Source organism: Streptomyces sp. NPDC058685, assembly GCF_042714725.1.
In the GTDB taxonomy this organism is placed as follows: domain Bacteria; phylum Actinomycetota; class Actinomycetes; order Streptomycetales; family Streptomycetaceae; genus Streptomyces.
In genome coordinates this window covers 99,624-117,368 of the sequence record NZ_JBHXSL010000010.1, presented here as the reverse complement: position 1 = coordinate 117,368, position 17,745 = coordinate 99,624, and the positions used below count along the sequence as shown (strand labels likewise).

The following is a 17,745-nucleotide window of genomic DNA, read 5'->3' as shown; positions in this document are numbered from 1 at the left end:
ACCGCTACACGGTGGGCAGGGAGAGGCCGGCGTAGACCTGGTTGAGGACCGAGGGGAGCAGGGAGTTGGCCGTGGTCTTCCCGTCGGGCGACAGGGTCAGGTTCGCCCAGATGACCAGCGTGACGTCGTTCTCCGGGTCGTGGCCGATGAAGGAGTTGAAGCCGGGCAGTTCGCCGCCGTGGTAGTACATCGCCGCGCGTGGACCGAAGCGCTGATAGGTGATGCCGTACCCGTACTTCTGCCCGTCGGGCGCGGCCGGGTCCTCCGCCTGGAGGCTGTTGAGCCACTGCTTCTGGGCGGCGGGGTCGAGGACCTTGCCCGTCACCAGGGACCGGATCCAGGTGGCCATGTCGTCCGCGGTGGAGATGGCGCCGCCGGCGGCGGTGGCGTACGAGGGGTTCTGGTGGGTGTAGTCCACCGGCTCGAGCTTCCCGGACCTGGCCGCGGCCTGAAGATCGGCGGGGTAGGGCTTGTCGACCAGCGCGTAGGACGTACCGCCGTACATGTAGCCGTGCGAGTACGGGGCCGGGAGGTTCACATCGCCGGTGCCGGGCAGTGAGGTCCCGGCCAGCCCGAGCGGCGCGAGAAGCCGGGTCCGGAACTGCTCGGCCAGCGGGCGGCCGCCCACCTTCTCCGCGACGAGGCCCAGCAGTACGTAGTTGGTGTTGCTGTACTCGTAGGAGGCGTTCGGTGCGAAGTCGGGCGGGCGCCGGAACGCGATGTCGAGCATCTGCTGCGGTGTGCGGGCCTTTTGGGGTTCGGCGTCGAGGGACGCCGCGAGTTCGGGAGCGTTCGTGTAGTTGTAGAGGCCGCTGCGCATCTTCAGCAGCTCGGCGATGGTGATGTTCCCGCCGTTGGGCACTCCCGCAACGTAGTCGGACACCGGGTCGGTCATCCGGAGTCTGCCGTCCTGGGCAAGCAGGTTGATCAGCGCCGAGGTCAGGGTCTTGGTGTTGGAGGCGATCCGGAAGTGGTCCTTCGTCGTGGGCTCGGCGGACTTTCCCAGTTCGGTGGTGCCGGTGGTCGCGCTGAACGTTCCCTGCGGGGTGCGGAGCAGGACCACGGAGCCGGGAATCATGAGTTTCTTCGCCGCGCCCTCCACGGCGGACTGGAGCGCGGCCGGATCGATGGTCTTCAGCGCCGACGGAGTGGGGTCGTGAGAACTCGACGCGGCGGTCGCCGACGCGGCGGCGACGGCCGCGAAACCCGTCCCCGAGGGCAGGACACCGCCCGCGACCAGGACGGCCGCGCACGCGCCCACCAGAGCAGTGCGCCGGACAGTACGCGACGCCCCCGAAACGGTTCTCGAGGGGCGCGCAGGGGTCGGGGCGTCGGAGTCGGCCCGGGTGGTCCTCATACCGGCTTCACACCCCTTGTGCTCGGCGGTCCCAGACCCCGTGCCCGGGAGGCTACATGGTCATTTTAGGCGTTATCGACACATCTGAGAGGTCGAGCGCTGGGAGGCGATCACGAAGGAGGGCCGGGTCGATCACGCCGCGTCGCCATGGCTCGCCGTCCTGCTGCGGGCGCCGTCGGCGGCGGGTCAGCCCAGCACCACCACGTCGTCGGCGGCGAAGACCACACCCACCTCGGCACCCTCGTGCGGTGCGTCGGCCGGTGCGCACTCGGCCTCCAGCGGCGGGCCGTCGGCCGGCCGAAGCCGCACGGCCACATGGTTTCCGCGGAAGGAACGGCTCGCGACCGTGCACCGCATCCCGTCGCCGGCGCCCGTGAGGCGTACGCCCGTGGGCCGTACCAGCAACCGGGCCTCGCCCTGTCGCGAACCGTCCGGGACCGGGACCTTCCCCCACGGTGTGTCCGCGGCGGTACCGCTGACCGTCGCGGACACCACGTTGTCGAAGCCGAGGAAGCGGGCCACGAACGCGTCGGCCGGCTTCTGCCAGACCTCCAGCGGCGTCCCCGCCTGCGCGATCCGGCCCTCACGCATGACCACGACCCGGTCGGCGAGCGCGAAGGCCTCGCCCTGGTCGTGGGTGACCGCGAGCACGGTGGTGCCCAACCGGCCGAACAGCCCGCGGAGTTCGATGACCAGACGCTCGCGCAGACCGCGGTCCAGCTGACCGAGCGGCTCGTCGAGCATCAGCAGCCGCGGTTCGGGCGCGAGCGCGCGGGCGAGCGCGACCCGCTGCTGCTCACCGCCCGAGAGCGACGCGATGGCGCGGCGCTGCGCACCGGGCAGCCCGACCATCTCCAGCAACTCCGCGACGCGGCGCTCCTGTTCGGCGCGCGCGACACCGTGCATCCGCAGCCCGAAGGTGACGTTGCCTCCGACGTCGCGCTGCGGGAAGAGCTGGTGGTCCTGGAACATCAGGCCGACCCCGCGCCGGTGCACCGGGACTCCCGCCTGGTCGGCGCCGGAGAGCAGCACCCGCCCCGAGTCCGCGCTCTGCAGCCCGGCGACAATCCGCAGCAGCGTGGACTTGCCGCTGCCGCTGGGGCCGAGCACGCACACGATCTCGTGCTCGGTGACCTCCAGGTCCACGGCGTCGAGCGCCGTATGGGTCCCGAACCGTACGGTCACGTCCTCGAGTCGCAGCAAGGCCATCAGAACTCCCCGGCGGATCGGTCGATGGGCGCGCCCCGGGACGACGTCCGGGGGCGCAGCCTCTCCAGCAGCAGCAGCGCGGACGCGCACACCACCATCAAAATCGTGCTCAGGGCCATCGCCTGACCGTAGTTGAGCTCGCCCGGCCGCCCGAGGAGCCGGGCCACGGCCACCGGCAGCGTCGGGTTGTCCGGCCGTGCGATGAAGACGGTCGCGCCGAACTCGCCGAGGGACACGGCGAAAGCGAAGCCCGCGGCGATCAGCAACGCCCGGCGCACCAGCGGCAGATCGACCTCGCGCCACACCCGCAGCGGGGACGCGCCGAGCACGGCCGCGGCCTCGCGCAGCCGTCCGTCCACGGCCCGCAGGACGGGCAGCATGATCCGTACGACGAAGGGGACGCCGACCAGGGCCTGCGCGAGCGGCACCAGGATCCACGACGCCCGCAGGTCCAGCGGCGGTTCGTCGAGCGTGATCAGGAAGCCGAAGCCGACGGTCACGGCCGAGACCCCGAGGGGCAGCATCAGCAGGGCGTCGAAGCCACGGACCAGCCGGCCCGCCCGTCGGGTGAGCGCGGCCGCGGCGAGGCCGCCGACGGTCACGGCGATGCCGGTCGCGACGAGCGCGTACTCCAGGGAGTTCCACACGGCCTCGAGGGGCGGCACGAGGAAGGTGCCTCCGGACGCGTCGAGGGAGCCGAGCGCCCGGTAGTAGTCGAAGCCGTAGCCTCCGGGCCCGTCGAGGGAGCGCTCGACGAGGACGCCGAGCGGGACCAGCAGAAGCAGCACGATGGTGGCCAGCACCCCGCCGAGCAGGGCCCACTGGCCCGCGCCACTCGGGCGGCGCGCGGTCCGCGCCGGGTCCACGAGTCGCAGCGCGGCCTCCCGGCGCCGGACCGTCCACGCGTGCACGGCGAGCACGATGCCGACCGCGGCGAACTGGACGAGGGTCAGCACGGCCGCCGTCGGCAGGTCCAGCAGCTGTGCGGTCTGCCGGTAGATCTCCACCTCCAGGGTGGAGTACGACGGTCCGCCGAGGATCTGGACGACGCCGAAGGAGGTGAAGGTGAAGAGGAAGACCATCAGGGCCGCTGCCGCCAGGGCGGGTCCGAGCGCGGGCAGCGTGACGCGCCGCCAGGCGGCGAAGCGCCCCGCGCCGAGCACCCGCGCGGCCTCCTCCTGCCGCGGGTCGAGCTGCGCCCACAGTCCGCCCACCGTGCGCACGACGACGGCGTAGTTGAAGAAGACGTGCGCGAGGAGGATGGCCCACACGGTGGTGTCCAGCCGGATGCCCCACATTTCGTCCAGCAGCCCGCCACGGCCGAGCAGCGCCAGGAACGCGGTGCCGACGACGACGGTCGGCAGCACGAACGGCACCGTGACCGCCGCTCGCAGCGCCCCCTTGCCGGGGAAGTCGAACCGCGCGAAGACATACGCGCCGGGCAGCGCGATCAGCAGCGTGAGCGCGGTCGACGCCAGCGCCTGCCAGGTGGTGAACCAGAGCACGCGCTGCATGTCGGCGCGGCCGAGCACCTCACCGATCCGTCCGAACTGCCAGACGCCGTCGATCTCCAGGCCGCGTCCGACGATGGCGACGACGGGGTAGGCGAAGAAGAGCGCGAAGAACGCGACGGGCACGGCCATCAGGCCGAGCCGCGTCGCGCTCCCGCGCAGCACCGTCCCGCGGGCCCGCGGCCCGCGGTCGCCTGCGCCGCGGTCGCCTGTCCCGCGGTCGGGCTTCGTTACTTCACTACGAGCGAGGACCACGACTGAACCCACTGCTCACGGTTCTCGGCGATCTTGTCGGGGGCGACGGTCTCCGGCTTGTCGACGACCGCGCCGAACGTGGTGAACAGCTCGGGCAGCTTCGCCCCCTCGACCACCGGGTTGACGAACATGTTCAGCGGCATGTCCTCCTGGAACTGCCGGGAGACCAGGAAGTCCAGCAGCGCCTTGCCGCCCTCCTCGTTCTTCGCGCCGTCGAGCAGTCCGGCGAACTCGATCTGACGGAAGCAGGTACCCGTGGCGACACCCGTGGGCGCCTCCTTCGGCTGCGGCTTCGCGAACAGCACCTCGACCGGCGGGCTGGAGGCGTACGAGACGACGAGGGGCCGGTCCGCCTTGGCCTTCTTGCCGCCGGCCGAGCCGGAGAACTCCTCGTTGTACGCCTGCTCCCAGCCGTCGACAACCTTCACGCCGTTGGCCTTGAGCTTCTTCCAGTAGTCCTGCCAGCCGGCGTCCCCGTACTTCCCGACGCTGCCGAGCAGGAAGCCCAGGCCGGGCGAGGACGTCGCCGCGTTCTCGGTCACGAGCAGGTTCCTGTACGCGGGCTTGATCAGGTCGTCGAACGACTGCGGCGGCGCCAGCTTCTTGTCCGCGAAGTACTTCTTGTCGTAGTTGACGCAGATGTCGCCGGTGTCGACCGGCGTGACCCGGTGCTTGTCCTTGTCGAGCTGCATCTCGTCCCGCACCTGGCCGAGGCCCTTGGCCTCGTACGGCGTGAAGAGACCGTTGTCGAGCGCACGGGAGAGCAGGGTGTTGTCGACGCCGAAGAAGACGTCGCCCTGCGGGGAGCCCTTGGTCAGGATCTCCTTGTTGAGCGCGGCGCCGGCGTCACCGCTCTTGAGCACCTTGACCGTGTAGCCGGTCTGCCGGGTGAACTCCTTCAGCACGGCGTCGGACGCGGCGAAGGAGTCGTGGCTGACGAGGGTCACGGTCTTGGACTTCGTGGCGCCGGTCGAGGAGTCGTCGGACTCTCCGCCGCAGGCCGCGAGGGTGCTCACGCCTATCGCCGCGGCCAGCGCGGTGACCGTGATCTTCCTGGTGGTGCTCACTGAATTCCTCCTGGGGGTGACCAGGAAGAGACGCGGCCCTGCCCGGTCTCCGAGGAGATCCGGGCAGGGCGCAACAGCTTGAGTAGCGACCGAACTTCCTACCCAGAATGACCTGGGCAAGGTTCAGAGGGTCTGCGGCCTGACGGTGCCGCACTCTCAGCGCTGTGGCGCTCCCCTGTCGGAATATGAAAATGTCCGAGCCCAGCCTACAAGGTCACCGCTCGGAGGCCGCGAGCTGTCCACAGGCTCCGTCGATCTCCTGACCACGGGTGTCACGGACGGTCACCGGAACACCATGGGCGGCGATCGCGTCGACGAACGCCTTCTCGTCCTCGGGACGGGAGGCCGTCCACTTGGACCCGGGCGTCGGGTTGAGCGGGATCAGGTTCACATGGACCCGCTTGCCCTTGAGCAGCCGGCCGAGCAGATCACCGCGCCACGCCTGGTCGTTGATGTCGCGGATCAGTGCGTACTCGATGGAGATGCGACGGCCCGACTTCTCGGCGTACTCCCAGGCGGCGTCCAGCACCTCACGCACCTTCCAGCGCGTGTTGACCGGGACGAGGGTGTCACGCAGCTCGTCGTCCGGGGCGTGCAGCGAGACGGCGAGACGGCACTTGAAGCCCTCGTCGGCGAAGCGCAGCATCGCGGGCACCAGACCGACGGTCGACACGGTGATCCCGCGCTGCGACAGCCCGAGCCCGTCCGGCTCGGGGTCGGTGAGCCGCCGTACGGCGCCGACGACACGCTTGTAGTTCGCGAGGGGCTCGCCCATCCCCATGAAGACGATGTTCGACAGCCGCGCGGGACCCCCCGGCACCTCGCCGTCGCGCAGGGCACGCATGCCGTCGACGATCTGGTGGACGATCTCGGCGGTCGACAGATTGCGGTCGAGCCCGGCCTGCCCGGTGGCACAGAAGGGACAGTTCATACCGCAGCCGGCCTGCGACGAGATGCACATGGTGACGCGGTCCGGGTAGCGCATCAGCACGGACTCGACGAGCGTCCCGTCGTGCAGGCGCCACAGCGTCTTGCGCGTGGTGTCGTCGTCACAGGAAATGTGCCGCACGACGGACATCAGATCGGGCAGCAGCTCGGAGGCGAGCTTCTCGCGCGAGGCGGCCGGGATGTCGGTCCACTGGGCGGGTTCATGGGCGAACCGCGCGAAGTAGTGCTGCGAGAGCTGCTTGGCGCGGAAGGGCTTCTCGCCGATCGCGGCGACGGCGTCCTTGCGCTCGGCGGGCGTGAGGTCGGCAAGGTGCCGCGGGGGCTTCTTGGCTCCGCGGGGCGCGACGAAAGTGAGTTCTCCGGGCTTGGGCATGGTGGTACCAGTGTCGCAGACGGGTTGCAGTGGCCCGGTCCGGTCGCCCGCGGAGGAGGACGGGCCCCTCCAGGCCGGTGTTGTCGGTGCCCAGACGGCCCACGGACGGCCCGGCTCCCGGTCCACAGGCGCCGACACGGCCGGGCGTGCCCCCGTGCAGGGTGGCGATCGAGCAGTCGCGACCGCCCGGGAGGGAAGCCCGGATGCCGGGCTTGAAGCTGCCGCAGCGGCAGCCTCTACCGTCCTGAGCAGGGCCGGAAGGACCGGCCCGATGAGTCCGGCGAGGGAGGCGGGCGATGGCCTGGCCGATCGCGGAGGTCGCCCGGATGTCGGGCGTCACGGCACGACCCTTCGGCACGACGACGAGGTCGGGCTGCTGCTCCCGCGTGGATCGGGACGAACGGCACCGCTACGGCGTACGTCACCGCTCGCCTGTGCCGAAGCGGGCGGGCGGGGCGCCGGGGGTGGTGCCCGGGCCCGGCAGGCACGCGAGCCCCGCGGACAGGCGAGAAGGCCAGATCGCACCCCCGTACGACCTGGCCTTCTCTCCGGTGAGCCGACCGTCCGCTCAGCAGACAGGCACTCCCGGGACCTGGTTGTCCGGTGAGCTCAGGTAGATGTTGGTCATGTAGCCGCCGTACTGCGGCAGGTACGCCCACCAGTCGTTCAGGTAGGGCGGCACGCTGACCTGCTGGCCGCGCTTCTGGCAGCCGACAAGGACTTCCACCCCGGCCGGGAGCGTGGTGAGCGGCGACGCCGTGGTGGTCGCCTGGGTACGGAGGCGGACTCCGCTGCCCCAGGTGCCGATCCAGGTGCCCGCCGGGCGGGAGGCGCCGGGCACGTTCAGTGACCGGGTCAGCCGGCCCAGGTCCGTGTAGGCCTTGCCGTACGCGGTGCCGCTCGGGTGCAGGGTGTACGCGGCCACGATGGAACGGTCACCGGAGCCGACGACGCCCGTCGTGTGCAGCGCCGGGCGGGACAGGTCCACGGCGTTGATCCCCGCGGCCGACCGGACGGCGGTCGCGGCCGCGGCCGTCTGCTTGCCGGAGCCGGCCGGTGCCTTCGCGGCCGCCCCCGCGGGAGCCGTGCAGCCGCCCGAGCTGAAGCCCGACCAGCCCTGCTTCACGGCCCAGGGCCGGTTGAACGCTCCGGCGATGCCGAAGTGCTGGTCGTAGCCGTCGGTGGCGCAGCGCGTCGACTGGCGCAGGTTGCCCATCATGTAGTCGCGTACGGACGCCGGGGCGGAGTCCAGCAGATAGCGGTAGATCTTCACGGTGTCGCGGGCGGACAGGGCCGTGTAGCCCCAGAAGCCGGGGTGGCTCGCCGGGGGCCGGGCGGTGTCGGTGAGGCCGAGGCGCGGCACCATGCGGTCGATGATCGCGCCGCCGCCGTTGTTCGCCCAGAACGTGCTGGCCGCGTTGTCGTCGCTGCTCCGCAGCATCGCGTCCACACGGGCCCGGTCGGTCGCCGAGAGATCACCGGGCTGGCGGTTCCACAGCAGGTCGAGCGCGATGAGCAGCTTCACCACGGACGCCGACCGGAACTGGGCGGCGCTGTTCACCTGCTCGGTGAAGGTGCCCGTCTGCCGGTCGAAGACCGCGACGCCGGCCGTGACCCCCGCGGGCACGTCGACCTGGGCCGCGCGGGGCGCCGGCTTCTCGGGCGGCGCGGCGGACGCCGCCGAGGTGGTGGACATCAGCGCCGCCAGGCCCACCGACAGCAGCCCGGCCCAGGTGGCGCGGCGGGCCGTCCGGGATCCCGGGGCTCTCGTGTCCCCGGTACGGCGTGAGCGGCGTGGCAGAGCGCGGACGAGTCCGGATCCGGGATGACGGGCCATGGTGGTGGTACCTCCGAGAGGTGAAGCCGATGCCGGCATGAGTGCGGGATCGGGGAGAGGGGTGTGGGCGAGGTCGGGAGCGGGTCCGCGGGCGGGGTCGCTCGGAGGGTCGTGGGCGGGGCCCCGCGTGAGATCACGGGCAGCGCCGGCCGAGCGGCGGGGCCGGCCCGCGTCGTACCGACGCGTCACGGCCCGTAGCACTGCGGGACGCCGGGCAGCCAGTTGTCCGGGTGCGAGATCCAGTAGCTCGCCATCCACCCGTCGAAGCCCCGGGTCCGGTTCTCCACGAACACCCAGTTCGGGTTGGTGCCGACCGTCTCGCCCCGCGTCTGGCACGTCACTTCGAGCTGATCGCCCGGCTGCGCCTGGCCGATCACCCGCGGGCAGTTGCCGGGCGAGGGGAACTCGGGGCAGCGGAAGCCCGGGGCTGAGTCCTTGCGGACGTTCACATCCGTCGCCCAGGTGGTGAAGACCGGGCCCGCGGCCCGCTGTTCGGCAGTCGCCTGGGCGGGCGCGGCGCCCACGGTCACGGCGAGCGCGCACAACAGTGCCGCCGCGCCGCCCAGTCGGGCGCCGCGCCTCGCTGACTTGTTCAACATGTCGTCCCCTTCGGACCGTTCGGACGCGTGCCCGTCCCGGGCTCGTGGTCGCTCAGGTGCGTTGCCCGCACCACCGGGGGGACGGGTGCGCGCGCCGCGCCGTATGAGGACGGGGCGAAGAAACATTTGCTCCCGGGACGGTCATACGCCGAGGCACCGGGTCCCGTCTGTGAGGCGGAAGCGGATGCCACCGGGCCGCGAGCGACGAGCCCGGTTCTGACCTGACGAGGGGTTCACCATGATGTGGTCACGCAAGAGCTCGGACCGGCGCGGCAGCACCATCGCCCGCCGTGGGCTGCGCGCGGCGGGAGTGGCCGCGGTCATCCCGACGGCGTTTCTGCTGGGGGCTCAGCCCGCCGCGGCCCACCCGCCGTCGGGGTCGGTCCACGTGTGGGGCAGCGACGTGCGGGTGCGCAGCTGCCAGAGCACGTCGTGCGACCTCGCCACGACGGAACGGCTCACCAATGTGCGGGTCAAGGCGTACTGCCAGGTCGACAACGGCGAGAAGGGCCGGGTGACCGACGGGCCCTACACCAACACCTACTGGGTGCAGGTCATCACTCCCGGCAGGACCCTTGGCTGGATCTCCGCCGTGTACGTCAGCGGAGGCAGCAACAACGGCCCGGTGCCCGGTGCTCCGGTGGACTCGCCGAGCGACCCGACCATCGACTGCGAGTACATCTGATCTGCGCCCGCCTCCGTGCGGTGAGCAACACGTGCCCCCGGTACCGCCGTTCACGGCGGTACCGGGGGCAACTTCTTGCCCGGGTCCGTCATATGGCGTAGCGCCGCTTCCGGTCTCACAGGCAGAGCCCCACACGCATATCAAGGAGTCCACCATGTTCCTGCGCAGCGCCCGTCTCACCGCCGCCGGTCTCGCGGTGGGTACCGCCCTCACCCTGTTCGGCGGGGCCGGTACCTCCCAGGCGGCCCCCGGCGTCTCCCAGGCGGCTCCCGCCACGGTCCAGGCGTCCCCGATCCTGCAGCCGAACAGCAACATCAGGACCGGGCCCGGTACGTCGTACAGAATCCTCAACACCAGCGGGCCGGAGGGGGCCCCGGGACAGGCGAAGTGCTACGCCCGCGGTGAGCGCGTCACGGCCGGCGGATACACCACGGACGTCTGGTACCAGGTCACTGTCCACTTCCCCGGGCATACCTACTACTTCGTGTGGGCCTGGGGCGGCAACGTCAACGTCGGCGCGGATCCCGCCCCCGGCCTCGAGGTCTGCCCCTCCTGACCTCACCCCGCCACGCACGTCGCCCCCGGCACCGTGTCCAACGGTTCCGGGGGCGAAGTGCGTTACACGCAGAGGGTGTTCAGCAGATCGGCAGACCTGAGTCACGCTCGTCGTCGCCACCGCCGACGAGGAAGATCTCGCTCATGTACGACGACGGCGCCATGCCCATGGCCGGCGTCTTGATCCACCAGGTGTGCCAGTAGCCGCCGTAGGTGGCACGTCCGCCCTTGACCTGGCAGACGGCGCGGATGAACCCGTCATCGGGGGACTTCGCGCTCACCGGGGCGTTGGGGTCGGGGGCCGATCGCAGATTGATGTCGGTCCCCCACATCGGGCACTTGTAGGTGCCCGGGTAGCCGGGGTAGGGGGTGCAGGGCGCGGAGTCGGCGGCCTGCGCGGGTGCGGTGAAACCGGGAGCGAGGAGCATCACGGCGGCGAGAGCTGCCGCCGCGATGCCCCTCGAACCGGCGCTGGTGCCGGTCAGCACGTGGGGACTCCCGGCAGCCAGGCGTCCTTGTGGTCGATGTAGATGTTGGTGATGAAGCCGCCGAGCGCCGGGATGTAGGCCCACGCGTCGTTGCTGTAGCCCTCGGCGGTGACCATGTCTCCGCGCTTCTGGCAGGTGACGTTGACGGGGGTCGGCCCGGTCAGGGTGCGCACGACTGCCGCGTTCAGCTTGGCGTCGGTCCGTACACGTACGGACGTGCCCCAGGTGGTGAAGTTGGTGCCGGGGTTGCCTCCGCCCGGGGTGCACGGCAGGCTCACGCCGCGCTCCGCGAGATACGGGCCGGGGTTCATGCCGCGCGTGCTGGACGTGGAGCTGTGCGCCTCGAAGTGGAGGTGCGGGCCGGTGGACTGGCCCTCCGAGCCCATCCGCGCGATCAGCTGGCCGCCGCTCACCCGCTGGTTGACGGACACGAGCCGCTCGTACATGTGGCCGTACTCGGTGACCGTGCCGTCGTCGTGCCTGATCCGGATCCACTGGCCGTAACCGCTGGCGGTGCCGGAGACGATGACGGTGCCCGCGCCGGTGGAGTAGATGGGCGTGCCCCGGGTGTTGGCGATGTCGACGCCGTCGTGGCCGGAGTGCCAGCCCTGCGTGACGGTGCCGGCGGTCGGGCAGGAACCGGCGTAACCGGCGGGCTGGGCCGGCGCGGCCTCGGCCGTGGCGGCGGAGAGCGGGACCAGCGCGGACGCGACGGCCGCGGCGGCGAGCAGACCGAGGGACTTGGTGCGGTTGATCACGGGCATGACGAATCTTCCTCCGAACAGGGATGGGAAAAGGGTGGGTCGAGGTTCAGTGACGCCGGCGGGCGCCGCTCAGCACGTCGGGACGCCGGGAAGCCAGGCGGCCGGGTCGTCGATGTAGATGTTCGAGATCCACGCCTTGTACTTGGGCAGGTACGACCAGACGTTGTTGGTGTAGCCCTCGGCGGTGACGGTCTCCCCGTAGGCCTGGCACAGGACGTCGACGGCCGTGGGACCGGGCAGACGGGTCACCGGCGGCTTGCCCGTGCCGGCCTCCGGGCGCAGGCCCACGCCCGTGCCCCAGGTCATGAAGCGCTTGGTGTTCGCCGGGGGCTGCTCGTTGTTGGTGATGCGCAGGGCGCCCGCGTACTGGGCGTTCAGCCGTACGTCACTGACCATCACCACGGTCCCGGACTCCCGGGCCTCGACCATCTTGCCGTTGCCGAGGTAGATGGCGATGTGGTGCACGGTGTCGTGATTGCCGGGGCTCGACGCCCACAGGAGCAGGTCGCCCGGTTCCAGCGGGGCGAGGCCCTGCTCGCGGGTGAAGCGGGCACTGGCACCGCTCCACTTGGCCTGGTTCCACGAGCCCTCGGGCAGTGCGATCCCCGCTCCCTGCCAGGCCGCGTACTGCACCAGGTGCGAGCAGTCGAAGCCCTTCACCTTGCTGTCGTGCGCACCGGGACCGCCGCCGGGATAGTCCTGGCCGAACGTCGGGCCGTGGATCGAGCCTCCGCCCCAGGAGTACGGCATCCCCAGCTGCGAGCAGGCGGCGTTCACGATGGCCGTGGCCTGGGCGGACGCCCCGGTCAGAGGACGGCAGTCCGCGGCGGCGGTCACGGTCCGGGCCTGCTGCGGTGAGTCGGCGACGGCCACGCCGGTGGTACCGACGGCGGCGAGCAGAACTCCGCCCGCCACCGTCACCAGCGTCCGATTCATGCGGCGCACGTGTGTTCCCCCTCGTCTCGGTTCCACTGCTTGCGGCTGAACTGGAGGCAGCATGCGGTCCCGCTGCCCTCGTTCGTCGTAGCCGGTGCCGGTGCGCGGTTCGTGGCGCCGGCCTTCAGTGAGGGGACGGGATCGGGGACCGTTGTGTATGCGTCGAGAGCGGCACGAATTTTCGCGAGCCCCCGCATCCGGTTGCGCTGCACGGTTCCGCGATGCGCGCCGAGTCGCTGACCTGCGACGTCATGGCTCAGGCCTTCGAGATCGATGAGGATGACGGCGGCCGCCTCCTTGGGTGACAGATGCCGCAGCAGGGCGACCGTCACCGCCTCCGCCTCGCGTGAGGCGAGCCCGCCGTCCCAGCTCTGCTCGGGCAGCCGGTCGGTGCACCGCTCGCGCCGGGAGGGGTGCAGCCACGCGTCGCGCAGCAGGTTCAGCGCGGCGGCGCAGGTGTAGGCGTACGGGTGCCGCTGACGGGCCAGGGTCTGGGCGCGGGCGCGGCGGGACAGCCGCAGATACGTCTCCTGGAGCAGGTCGTCGGCGTCGTGCGGGTTGCCGGTCAGGGCCAGCAGGCGGCGGCGCAGCTTCGGCATGACTGCCGTGAAGGCCTCGTCGAACTCGGCGGCGGTCATCCGTTCGGCGCCCGCGAGGAGTTCGGGGGCGAGCTGCTCGGCGCGCGTGGTCTTCGGGGCGGTCGTCGTCGCCGCGTCCGACGGCACCGCGTTGGCCGCATCGGTGGCGGTCGTCGGCCCCGTGGTCTTCGAGACGGCGGTCGTCGTCGCCGCTGTCGTGGTCGTCGCTGTCGTGGGCGTCGTCGTCGTCGCGGTCGTGGTCGTGGTCGCGGTCGTCGTGACGGTGGTCGGTGAAGGCGAGATGCAGGTGCTGCTTTCCACGTACTTCCCCCGTGTGGTGTCGTCATGGTGCGTTCCGGCGTCTGCCGGTGTGGTTCGTCGGCTCGATGCGTGGTGGTGCGTGGGGTGGCGGAGAAGGTCCTCGGACGGGCGCCGGAGGCGCGGAGTGCGTCAGCCCCGCGTTATGGGTCCGTACCTGGCCGCCGGCTCTCCGCTGAGCAGCGCCCAGTACCGGTCGCCGTACGACCAGTGCCACCATTCGGTGGGGTAGTTGACGAAGCCCCCTGCGGTCATGGCCCGGCACATCAGCTCCCGGTGGGCGCGGGGCTCACCGGTGATGCGCGGCGCGGCCGTACGGCAGCCGCCTTCGCTCTCCTCCGGAGTGGCGTTCACCTCGGTACCCAGCGCGAGTTCGACGCCGTCCTCGGTGCACAGAGTCAGATCGACCGCACCGCCGCTGACGTGCGGGGCGACCTCCGGCGGGGAGATGTACGCGCTCGTCAGCTCACGCACCCGGTCGGGTGACGCGTCCGGCTCGGCCGCCCGCATGACGGCGGCGTACTCCTGGAAGTAGCGGCCCTGGAGCTGAGGCGGGCGGAAGCCCTCCACCAGCAGCAGGCGGATGCCCGTGGGCAGCTCGTCCTGGGCGATGAGCAGCCGGCGCACCACGTCCGCCCGCAGATGGGCGTACGAGCCGTCGCCGTCGGCCTGTCGCGCGTCGACGCGCAGTCCGGCGACCTCGCGCACATCGACCAGCGGCTCGCCGTTGTCCACGACGGGCGTTGCGGCGACTCGGCGGTCCGAGAGCAGGATGATCTCTGTCACGCTCACCAGCGTGCCCGGGGGCCCTGCAGAAGCGATGCAGATCCTCTGCAGACCCCTCTGCATCACGTGGTGCACGCCTGCCGGGTCCCGCGGGAGGGCATGCGGGAGACGCCGTGCAGGACTGTGCGGAAGACCCTCGGGCGGTGTCGGCCCCGGTCAGGAAGACGGGCCCCGGCCGGCCTCGGGCGCATCGGCCGTCTCGGCGGCGACCGATTCGGTGGCCTCCCGGCTGCCGAGCTCCCGGAACACCTCGAGTGCCTCGGCCCGCGCGGCCCGGGCCGCCTGTGCGTCACCCCTGCCGGCGGCCGCCGCCCCCAGGTCCCTCACCGTACGGGCCCGCCACAGCGGCAACTGGAGCTTCTCCCACAGGACGATCGAACGCTGAAGCTCCGCCTCCGCCGCGTCCCACTCCCCCGCCGCGAGGTGCCACTCGCCGAGCGACCGCAGGACCAGCGCCTCGCCGAACAGGTCCTGGCGCTCACGGGTCACCTCCAGGCACCGTTCGAGCTGTTCCCTCGCTTCGGGCAGCCGGCCCTGCCTCAGGTGGACCTTGGCCAGTGACTGACCGGCGTACATCGAGCCGAAGGTGTCCCCGGTCTGCTCGAAGATGTCCAGGGAGCGCGACAACATCCGCTCGGCGTCGTCCAGTTCGCCCCTGGCCCGGTGGCACAGACCGAGGGAGCGCAGGGTCAGCCCCTCGCCGTGCCGGTCGTTCACTTCCCGGTACAGCTCAAGGGCCAGGGACAGTTCGTCCCAGGCCTCGGCGTACCGGCCCAGATCGCGGTGCACACTGCCGATGCCGTAGTGCAATTGGGCCACCGCGGTGGTGTCGGCCAGTTCCTCGCACACCTCGAGCGCCCGTCCCAGCAGCTCCAGGGCTTCGGTGAACCGCGCCTGTTCGCGGCGCGCCGAGCCCATGCCGGCGAGGGCGCCCGCGCGACCGCGCGCGTCACCCGCCTCCTCGAACAGCCGCAGTGCGTCCTTGAAGTACGCGTACGCGGCCTCGAAGCTGTCCTGTTCGAGGCGGAGTTGGCCCAGTCCGCTGAGCAGCCACGCCTCGCCCTCGGCATCGCCGCCGCGGCGGACCGCCTCCAGGGCGACGGTGTGCGAACGCGACCAGGCGTCGAACTGGTTGTAGAGCGCCGCCGAGCTCGCCATCAACACGGCCGCGAGGTCGCGCGCCGCCCGGGCCAGTCCGTGGTCCGCGCAGTGCGTGACGGCCGCGACCAGACAGGGCTGTTCGGCCGCGAACCAGGCGGCGGGCCTGGCCAGCAGTTCCCGTACGACGAACGGGTCCAGGGTCACCTCCGCGCTCTCGCCGGCGAAGAGCCGTGCGGCGCCGCCCGGCCCGCGCGCCGCCGCTTCCTTCGCCAGCGACAGCCAGCAGGCGACCAGTCGCAGGACGGCGTCCTCGCGCGCTTGCTCGGTCTCCTCGGTCAGACAGCGCTCGCGGGCGTGCTCACGGGCCAGATCATGGATGCGGTACCGGGTCTGCCCCGTCTCGTCGACCCCGACGAGGTCGATGAAGTGGCAGTCCACCAGGCGCTCGACGGCCTCCTCGGCCTCGTCGACGCCCACGTCCAGGAGCGGGGCCGCGACCCATGCGGCGAAGTCCGGCAGATCCATCAGCGCCAGTCGGCGCAGCGCGCGGCGCTCCTGCCCTCCGAGGTCCGCGTATCCGAGCTCCAGACTGGCCCTCAACTCCAGGTCACCTGCCTGGAGTTCGTCGAGCCGGCGACGCTCGTCGCGCAGCCGGGCGGCGAGCCGGGCGGGTGTCCAGTGCGGGCGGGCGGCGAGCCGGGCGCCCGCGATGCGTACCGCCAGGGGCAGCCTGCCGCACAGCGCGACGATCTCGGCGACCTGCCCCGGCTCGGCGGTGGCCCTCCCGGGTCCGGCGACCTTGGCCATCAGGGCCAGCGCCTCCTGCTCTCCGGGGGCCGCGAGGTCCAGATGGGCCGCCCCTTCGAGCGCGACCAGCCGCCGCCGGCTGGTGATCAGCACGGCGGAGCCGGATCCCGGCGGCAGAAGAGGCCGCAGCAGGGTCTCGCCGACAGCGTTGTCCAGGATGAGGAGTATCCGGCGGCGGGCGATGTGCGTGCGATACAGCCCGACCAGATCCTCCAGGTCACCGGGCAGTGCGTCGGGGTCGGCCCCGAGGGCTCGCAGCAGCCTCGCGAGGGCGTCGGCGGTCTGCACGGGCGCGGAGTCCGACGCGCGCAGATCCAGGAACAGCTGCCCGTCGGGGAAGAGCGCCGCCAGACGGTGGCCGATGTGCACGGCGAGCGTCGTCTTGCCCATCCCGGAACGCCCCGAGATCACCCCGATCGGTGGCGCGGTGCTCGCGGGATCGTTGACTCTGTCCAGCAGGGTGGTGGCCCAGGCGATCTGTTCGCTCCGGCCGACGAAGTCGGAGACGTCGGGCGGCAGATGGGACGGCGTGGGGTGCCCGGGGGCATCCGGCACCGTCTCCCGGCGTACGGCCTCGCGCGGTACGGCCTGGCGAGCGCCGGCCTGACGGGGTAAGGCCTCGCGTGGGACGGTCTGCCGCGCTGTCGCCTCGTGCGGCGCGCGCTCGGCGCGCGGCTCGGTCCCGGCGGGGCCGGACTCCGGCCCGACGGCCAGCAGCGCCGTGTCACCGGTGAGCAGGGCCTGGTGCAGCGCACGCAGGTCCGGACCGGGGTCGATCCCCAGCTCCGTACGCAGCAGTTCGCGCCCCTCCTGGTAGGTCCGCAGGGCGTCGGGCACCCGCCCGGTCCGGAACAGCGCGGTCATCAGCTGCCCCCGGGGCTGCTCCCGCAGCGGGTGGGCGGCCACATGTGCGAGCAGCTCCGCGACGAGTTCCGCCCGGCACCCGAGGGTGAGTTCCGCGGCGAACCTCGCCTCCTGGGCCACCAACCGCAGTTCGGCCAGACGCGCGGCCTCGATCCGTGCGAAGGACTGGTCGAGACCCTCCAGCGCGTCCTGCCCCCGCCACAGACCCATGGCGTCCCGCAGGATCTCCACGGCCTCGGCGGCCCGCCCCTCGGAGGCCGTACGCCGGCCGAGCGCGAGCGCCTCCTCGAACCGGTGGGCATCGATGCGAGACGGCGGGAAGGCTGCGAGATAGCCGGGCGACCGGGTCTGAATCGCGGTGTCGCCCCCCGCCCCGGCCAGCGCCCGGCGCAGTGCCGACACATGCGAGGCGACGAGGGCCCGCGCGGTGACGGGCGCCTGCTCCTCCCAGACCAGGTCCACGAGGCGGTCGGTGGAAAGCACCTCACCGAGATTGACGACGAGAGCCGCGAGAATCGCCGTGGGTTTCGGGCCGCTCAGCGGAATGCGCCGATGTCCGTCCCACACCTCGGCCGGGCCCAGAAGGCGCACCTCCAACGTCGTCCTCCGATGTCGCGGCCCCTCACTTGCGGTGCCAACGATATTCGGTGGGAAGGTGCTGGACACGACTGTTACCGGACTGCCTGCGACGACTTCGGCAGCCCGGT

General features: G+C 71.7%; 15 protein-coding genes and 1 riboswitch. Of the genes, 2 read left to right on the top strand and 13 right to left on the bottom strand.

All coding sequences use genetic code 11. The annotated features are described in order from the left end of the window. Window positions 1-4: 4 nt before the first annotated feature. From ACFWU3_RS12340 to ACFWU3_RS12310, 7 genes are all read right to left on the bottom strand, one after another. Complete coding sequence (locus ACFWU3_RS12340; protein ID WP_384435020.1) at window positions 5-1,261, bottom strand: serine hydrolase domain-containing protein; 1,257 nt, start codon at window positions 1,259-1,261, stop codon at window positions 5-7. 282 nt (window positions 1,262-1,543) lie between these two features. Continuing rightward, window positions 1,544-2,566 carry an ABC transporter ATP-binding protein gene (locus tag ACFWU3_RS12335; protein ID WP_384435017.1) on the bottom strand — a complete coding sequence of 341 codons (1,023 nt, stop codon included), beginning with the start codon at window positions 2,564-2,566 and terminating at the stop codon, window positions 1,544-1,546. Then, on the bottom strand, window positions 2,566-4,209 hold the full coding sequence (locus ACFWU3_RS12330; RefSeq protein ID WP_384435014.1) for an ABC transporter permease: 1,644 nt from the start codon (window positions 4,207-4,209) through the stop codon (window positions 2,566-2,568). Before ACFWU3_RS12330 ends, ACFWU3_RS12335 begins: the two co-directional genes overlap by 1 nt. Window positions 4,210-4,307: 98 nt before the next feature. Then, on the bottom strand, window positions 4,308-5,399 hold the full coding sequence (locus ACFWU3_RS12325) for a thiamine ABC transporter substrate binding subunit (RefSeq protein WP_384435011.1): 1,092 nt from the start codon (window positions 5,397-5,399) through the stop codon (window positions 4,308-4,310). 77 nt (window positions 5,400-5,476) lie between these two features. Continuing rightward, window positions 5,477-5,586: riboswitch (TPP riboswitch) on the bottom strand. 27 nt (window positions 5,587-5,613) lie between these two features. After that, complete coding sequence (rlmN, locus tag ACFWU3_RS12320) at window positions 5,614-6,720, bottom strand: 23S rRNA (adenine(2503)-C(2))-methyltransferase RlmN (RefSeq protein ID WP_384435007.1); 1,107 nt, start codon at window positions 6,718-6,720, stop codon at window positions 5,614-5,616. Window positions 6,721-7,288: 568 nt separating this feature from the next. After that, the gene (locus tag ACFWU3_RS12315; RefSeq protein WP_384435255.1) at window positions 7,289-8,416 is read right to left on the bottom strand and encodes a hypothetical protein; all 1,128 of its coding nucleotides are present in this window, start codon (window positions 8,414-8,416) and stop codon (window positions 7,289-7,291) included. Window positions 8,417-8,742: 326 nt separating this feature from the next. After that, window positions 8,743-9,156, bottom strand: coding sequence for an SH3 domain-containing protein (locus ACFWU3_RS12310; protein WP_384435004.1), 414 nt, complete (start codon window positions 9,154-9,156; stop codon window positions 8,743-8,745). A gap of 238 nt (window positions 9,157-9,394) precedes the next feature. Between ACFWU3_RS12310 and ACFWU3_RS12305 the strand changes: the two genes are divergently transcribed. Both ACFWU3_RS12305 and ACFWU3_RS12300 read left to right on the top strand, forming a co-directional pair. Then, on the top strand, window positions 9,395-9,841 hold the full coding sequence (locus ACFWU3_RS12305; protein WP_384435001.1) for a hypothetical protein: 447 nt from the start codon (window positions 9,395-9,397) through the stop codon (window positions 9,839-9,841). Between the two features lie 154 nt (window positions 9,842-9,995). Next, the gene (locus tag ACFWU3_RS12300; protein WP_384434998.1) at window positions 9,996-10,397 is read left to right on the top strand and encodes an SH3 domain-containing protein; all 402 of its coding nucleotides are present in this window, start codon (window positions 9,996-9,998) and stop codon (window positions 10,395-10,397) included. A gap of 79 nt (window positions 10,398-10,476) precedes the next feature. Here ACFWU3_RS12300 and ACFWU3_RS12295 read toward each other — a convergent pair whose 3' ends face one another. The 6 genes from ACFWU3_RS12295 to ACFWU3_RS12270 form a co-directional block, all read right to left on the bottom strand. Then, window positions 10,477-10,884 (bottom strand): hypothetical protein, encoded by a 408-nt coding sequence (locus ACFWU3_RS12295; protein ID WP_384434995.1) that lies wholly within the window; start codon window positions 10,882-10,884, stop codon window positions 10,477-10,479. Continuing rightward, window positions 10,878-11,648, bottom strand: coding sequence for a M23 family metallopeptidase (locus ACFWU3_RS12290; protein WP_384434992.1), 771 nt, complete (start codon window positions 11,646-11,648; stop codon window positions 10,878-10,880). The genes ACFWU3_RS12295 and ACFWU3_RS12290 overlap by 7 nt, the downstream gene beginning before the upstream one ends. Before the next feature lie 69 nt (window positions 11,649-11,717). Beyond that, complete coding sequence (locus tag ACFWU3_RS12285) at window positions 11,718-12,584, bottom strand: C40 family peptidase (protein ID WP_384435252.1); 867 nt, start codon at window positions 12,582-12,584, stop codon at window positions 11,718-11,720. Beyond that, complete coding sequence (locus ACFWU3_RS12280; protein ID WP_384434990.1) at window positions 12,581-13,483, bottom strand: RNA polymerase sigma factor; 903 nt, start codon at window positions 13,481-13,483, stop codon at window positions 12,581-12,583. Before ACFWU3_RS12280 ends, ACFWU3_RS12285 begins: the two co-directional genes overlap by 4 nt. 129 nt (window positions 13,484-13,612) lie before the next feature. Beyond that, window positions 13,613-14,266: a M15 family metallopeptidase gene (locus ACFWU3_RS12275; RefSeq protein ID WP_384434987.1), complete on the bottom strand. Its 654-nt coding sequence runs from the start codon at window positions 14,264-14,266 to the stop codon at window positions 13,613-13,615. A 156-nt stretch (window positions 14,267-14,422) separates the two neighbouring features. Then, entirely contained in the window at window positions 14,423-17,629 is a 3,207-nt protein-coding gene (locus ACFWU3_RS12270) for a BTAD domain-containing putative transcriptional regulator (RefSeq protein WP_384434984.1), read from the bottom strand. Window positions 17,630-17,745 lie beyond the last annotated feature (116 nt).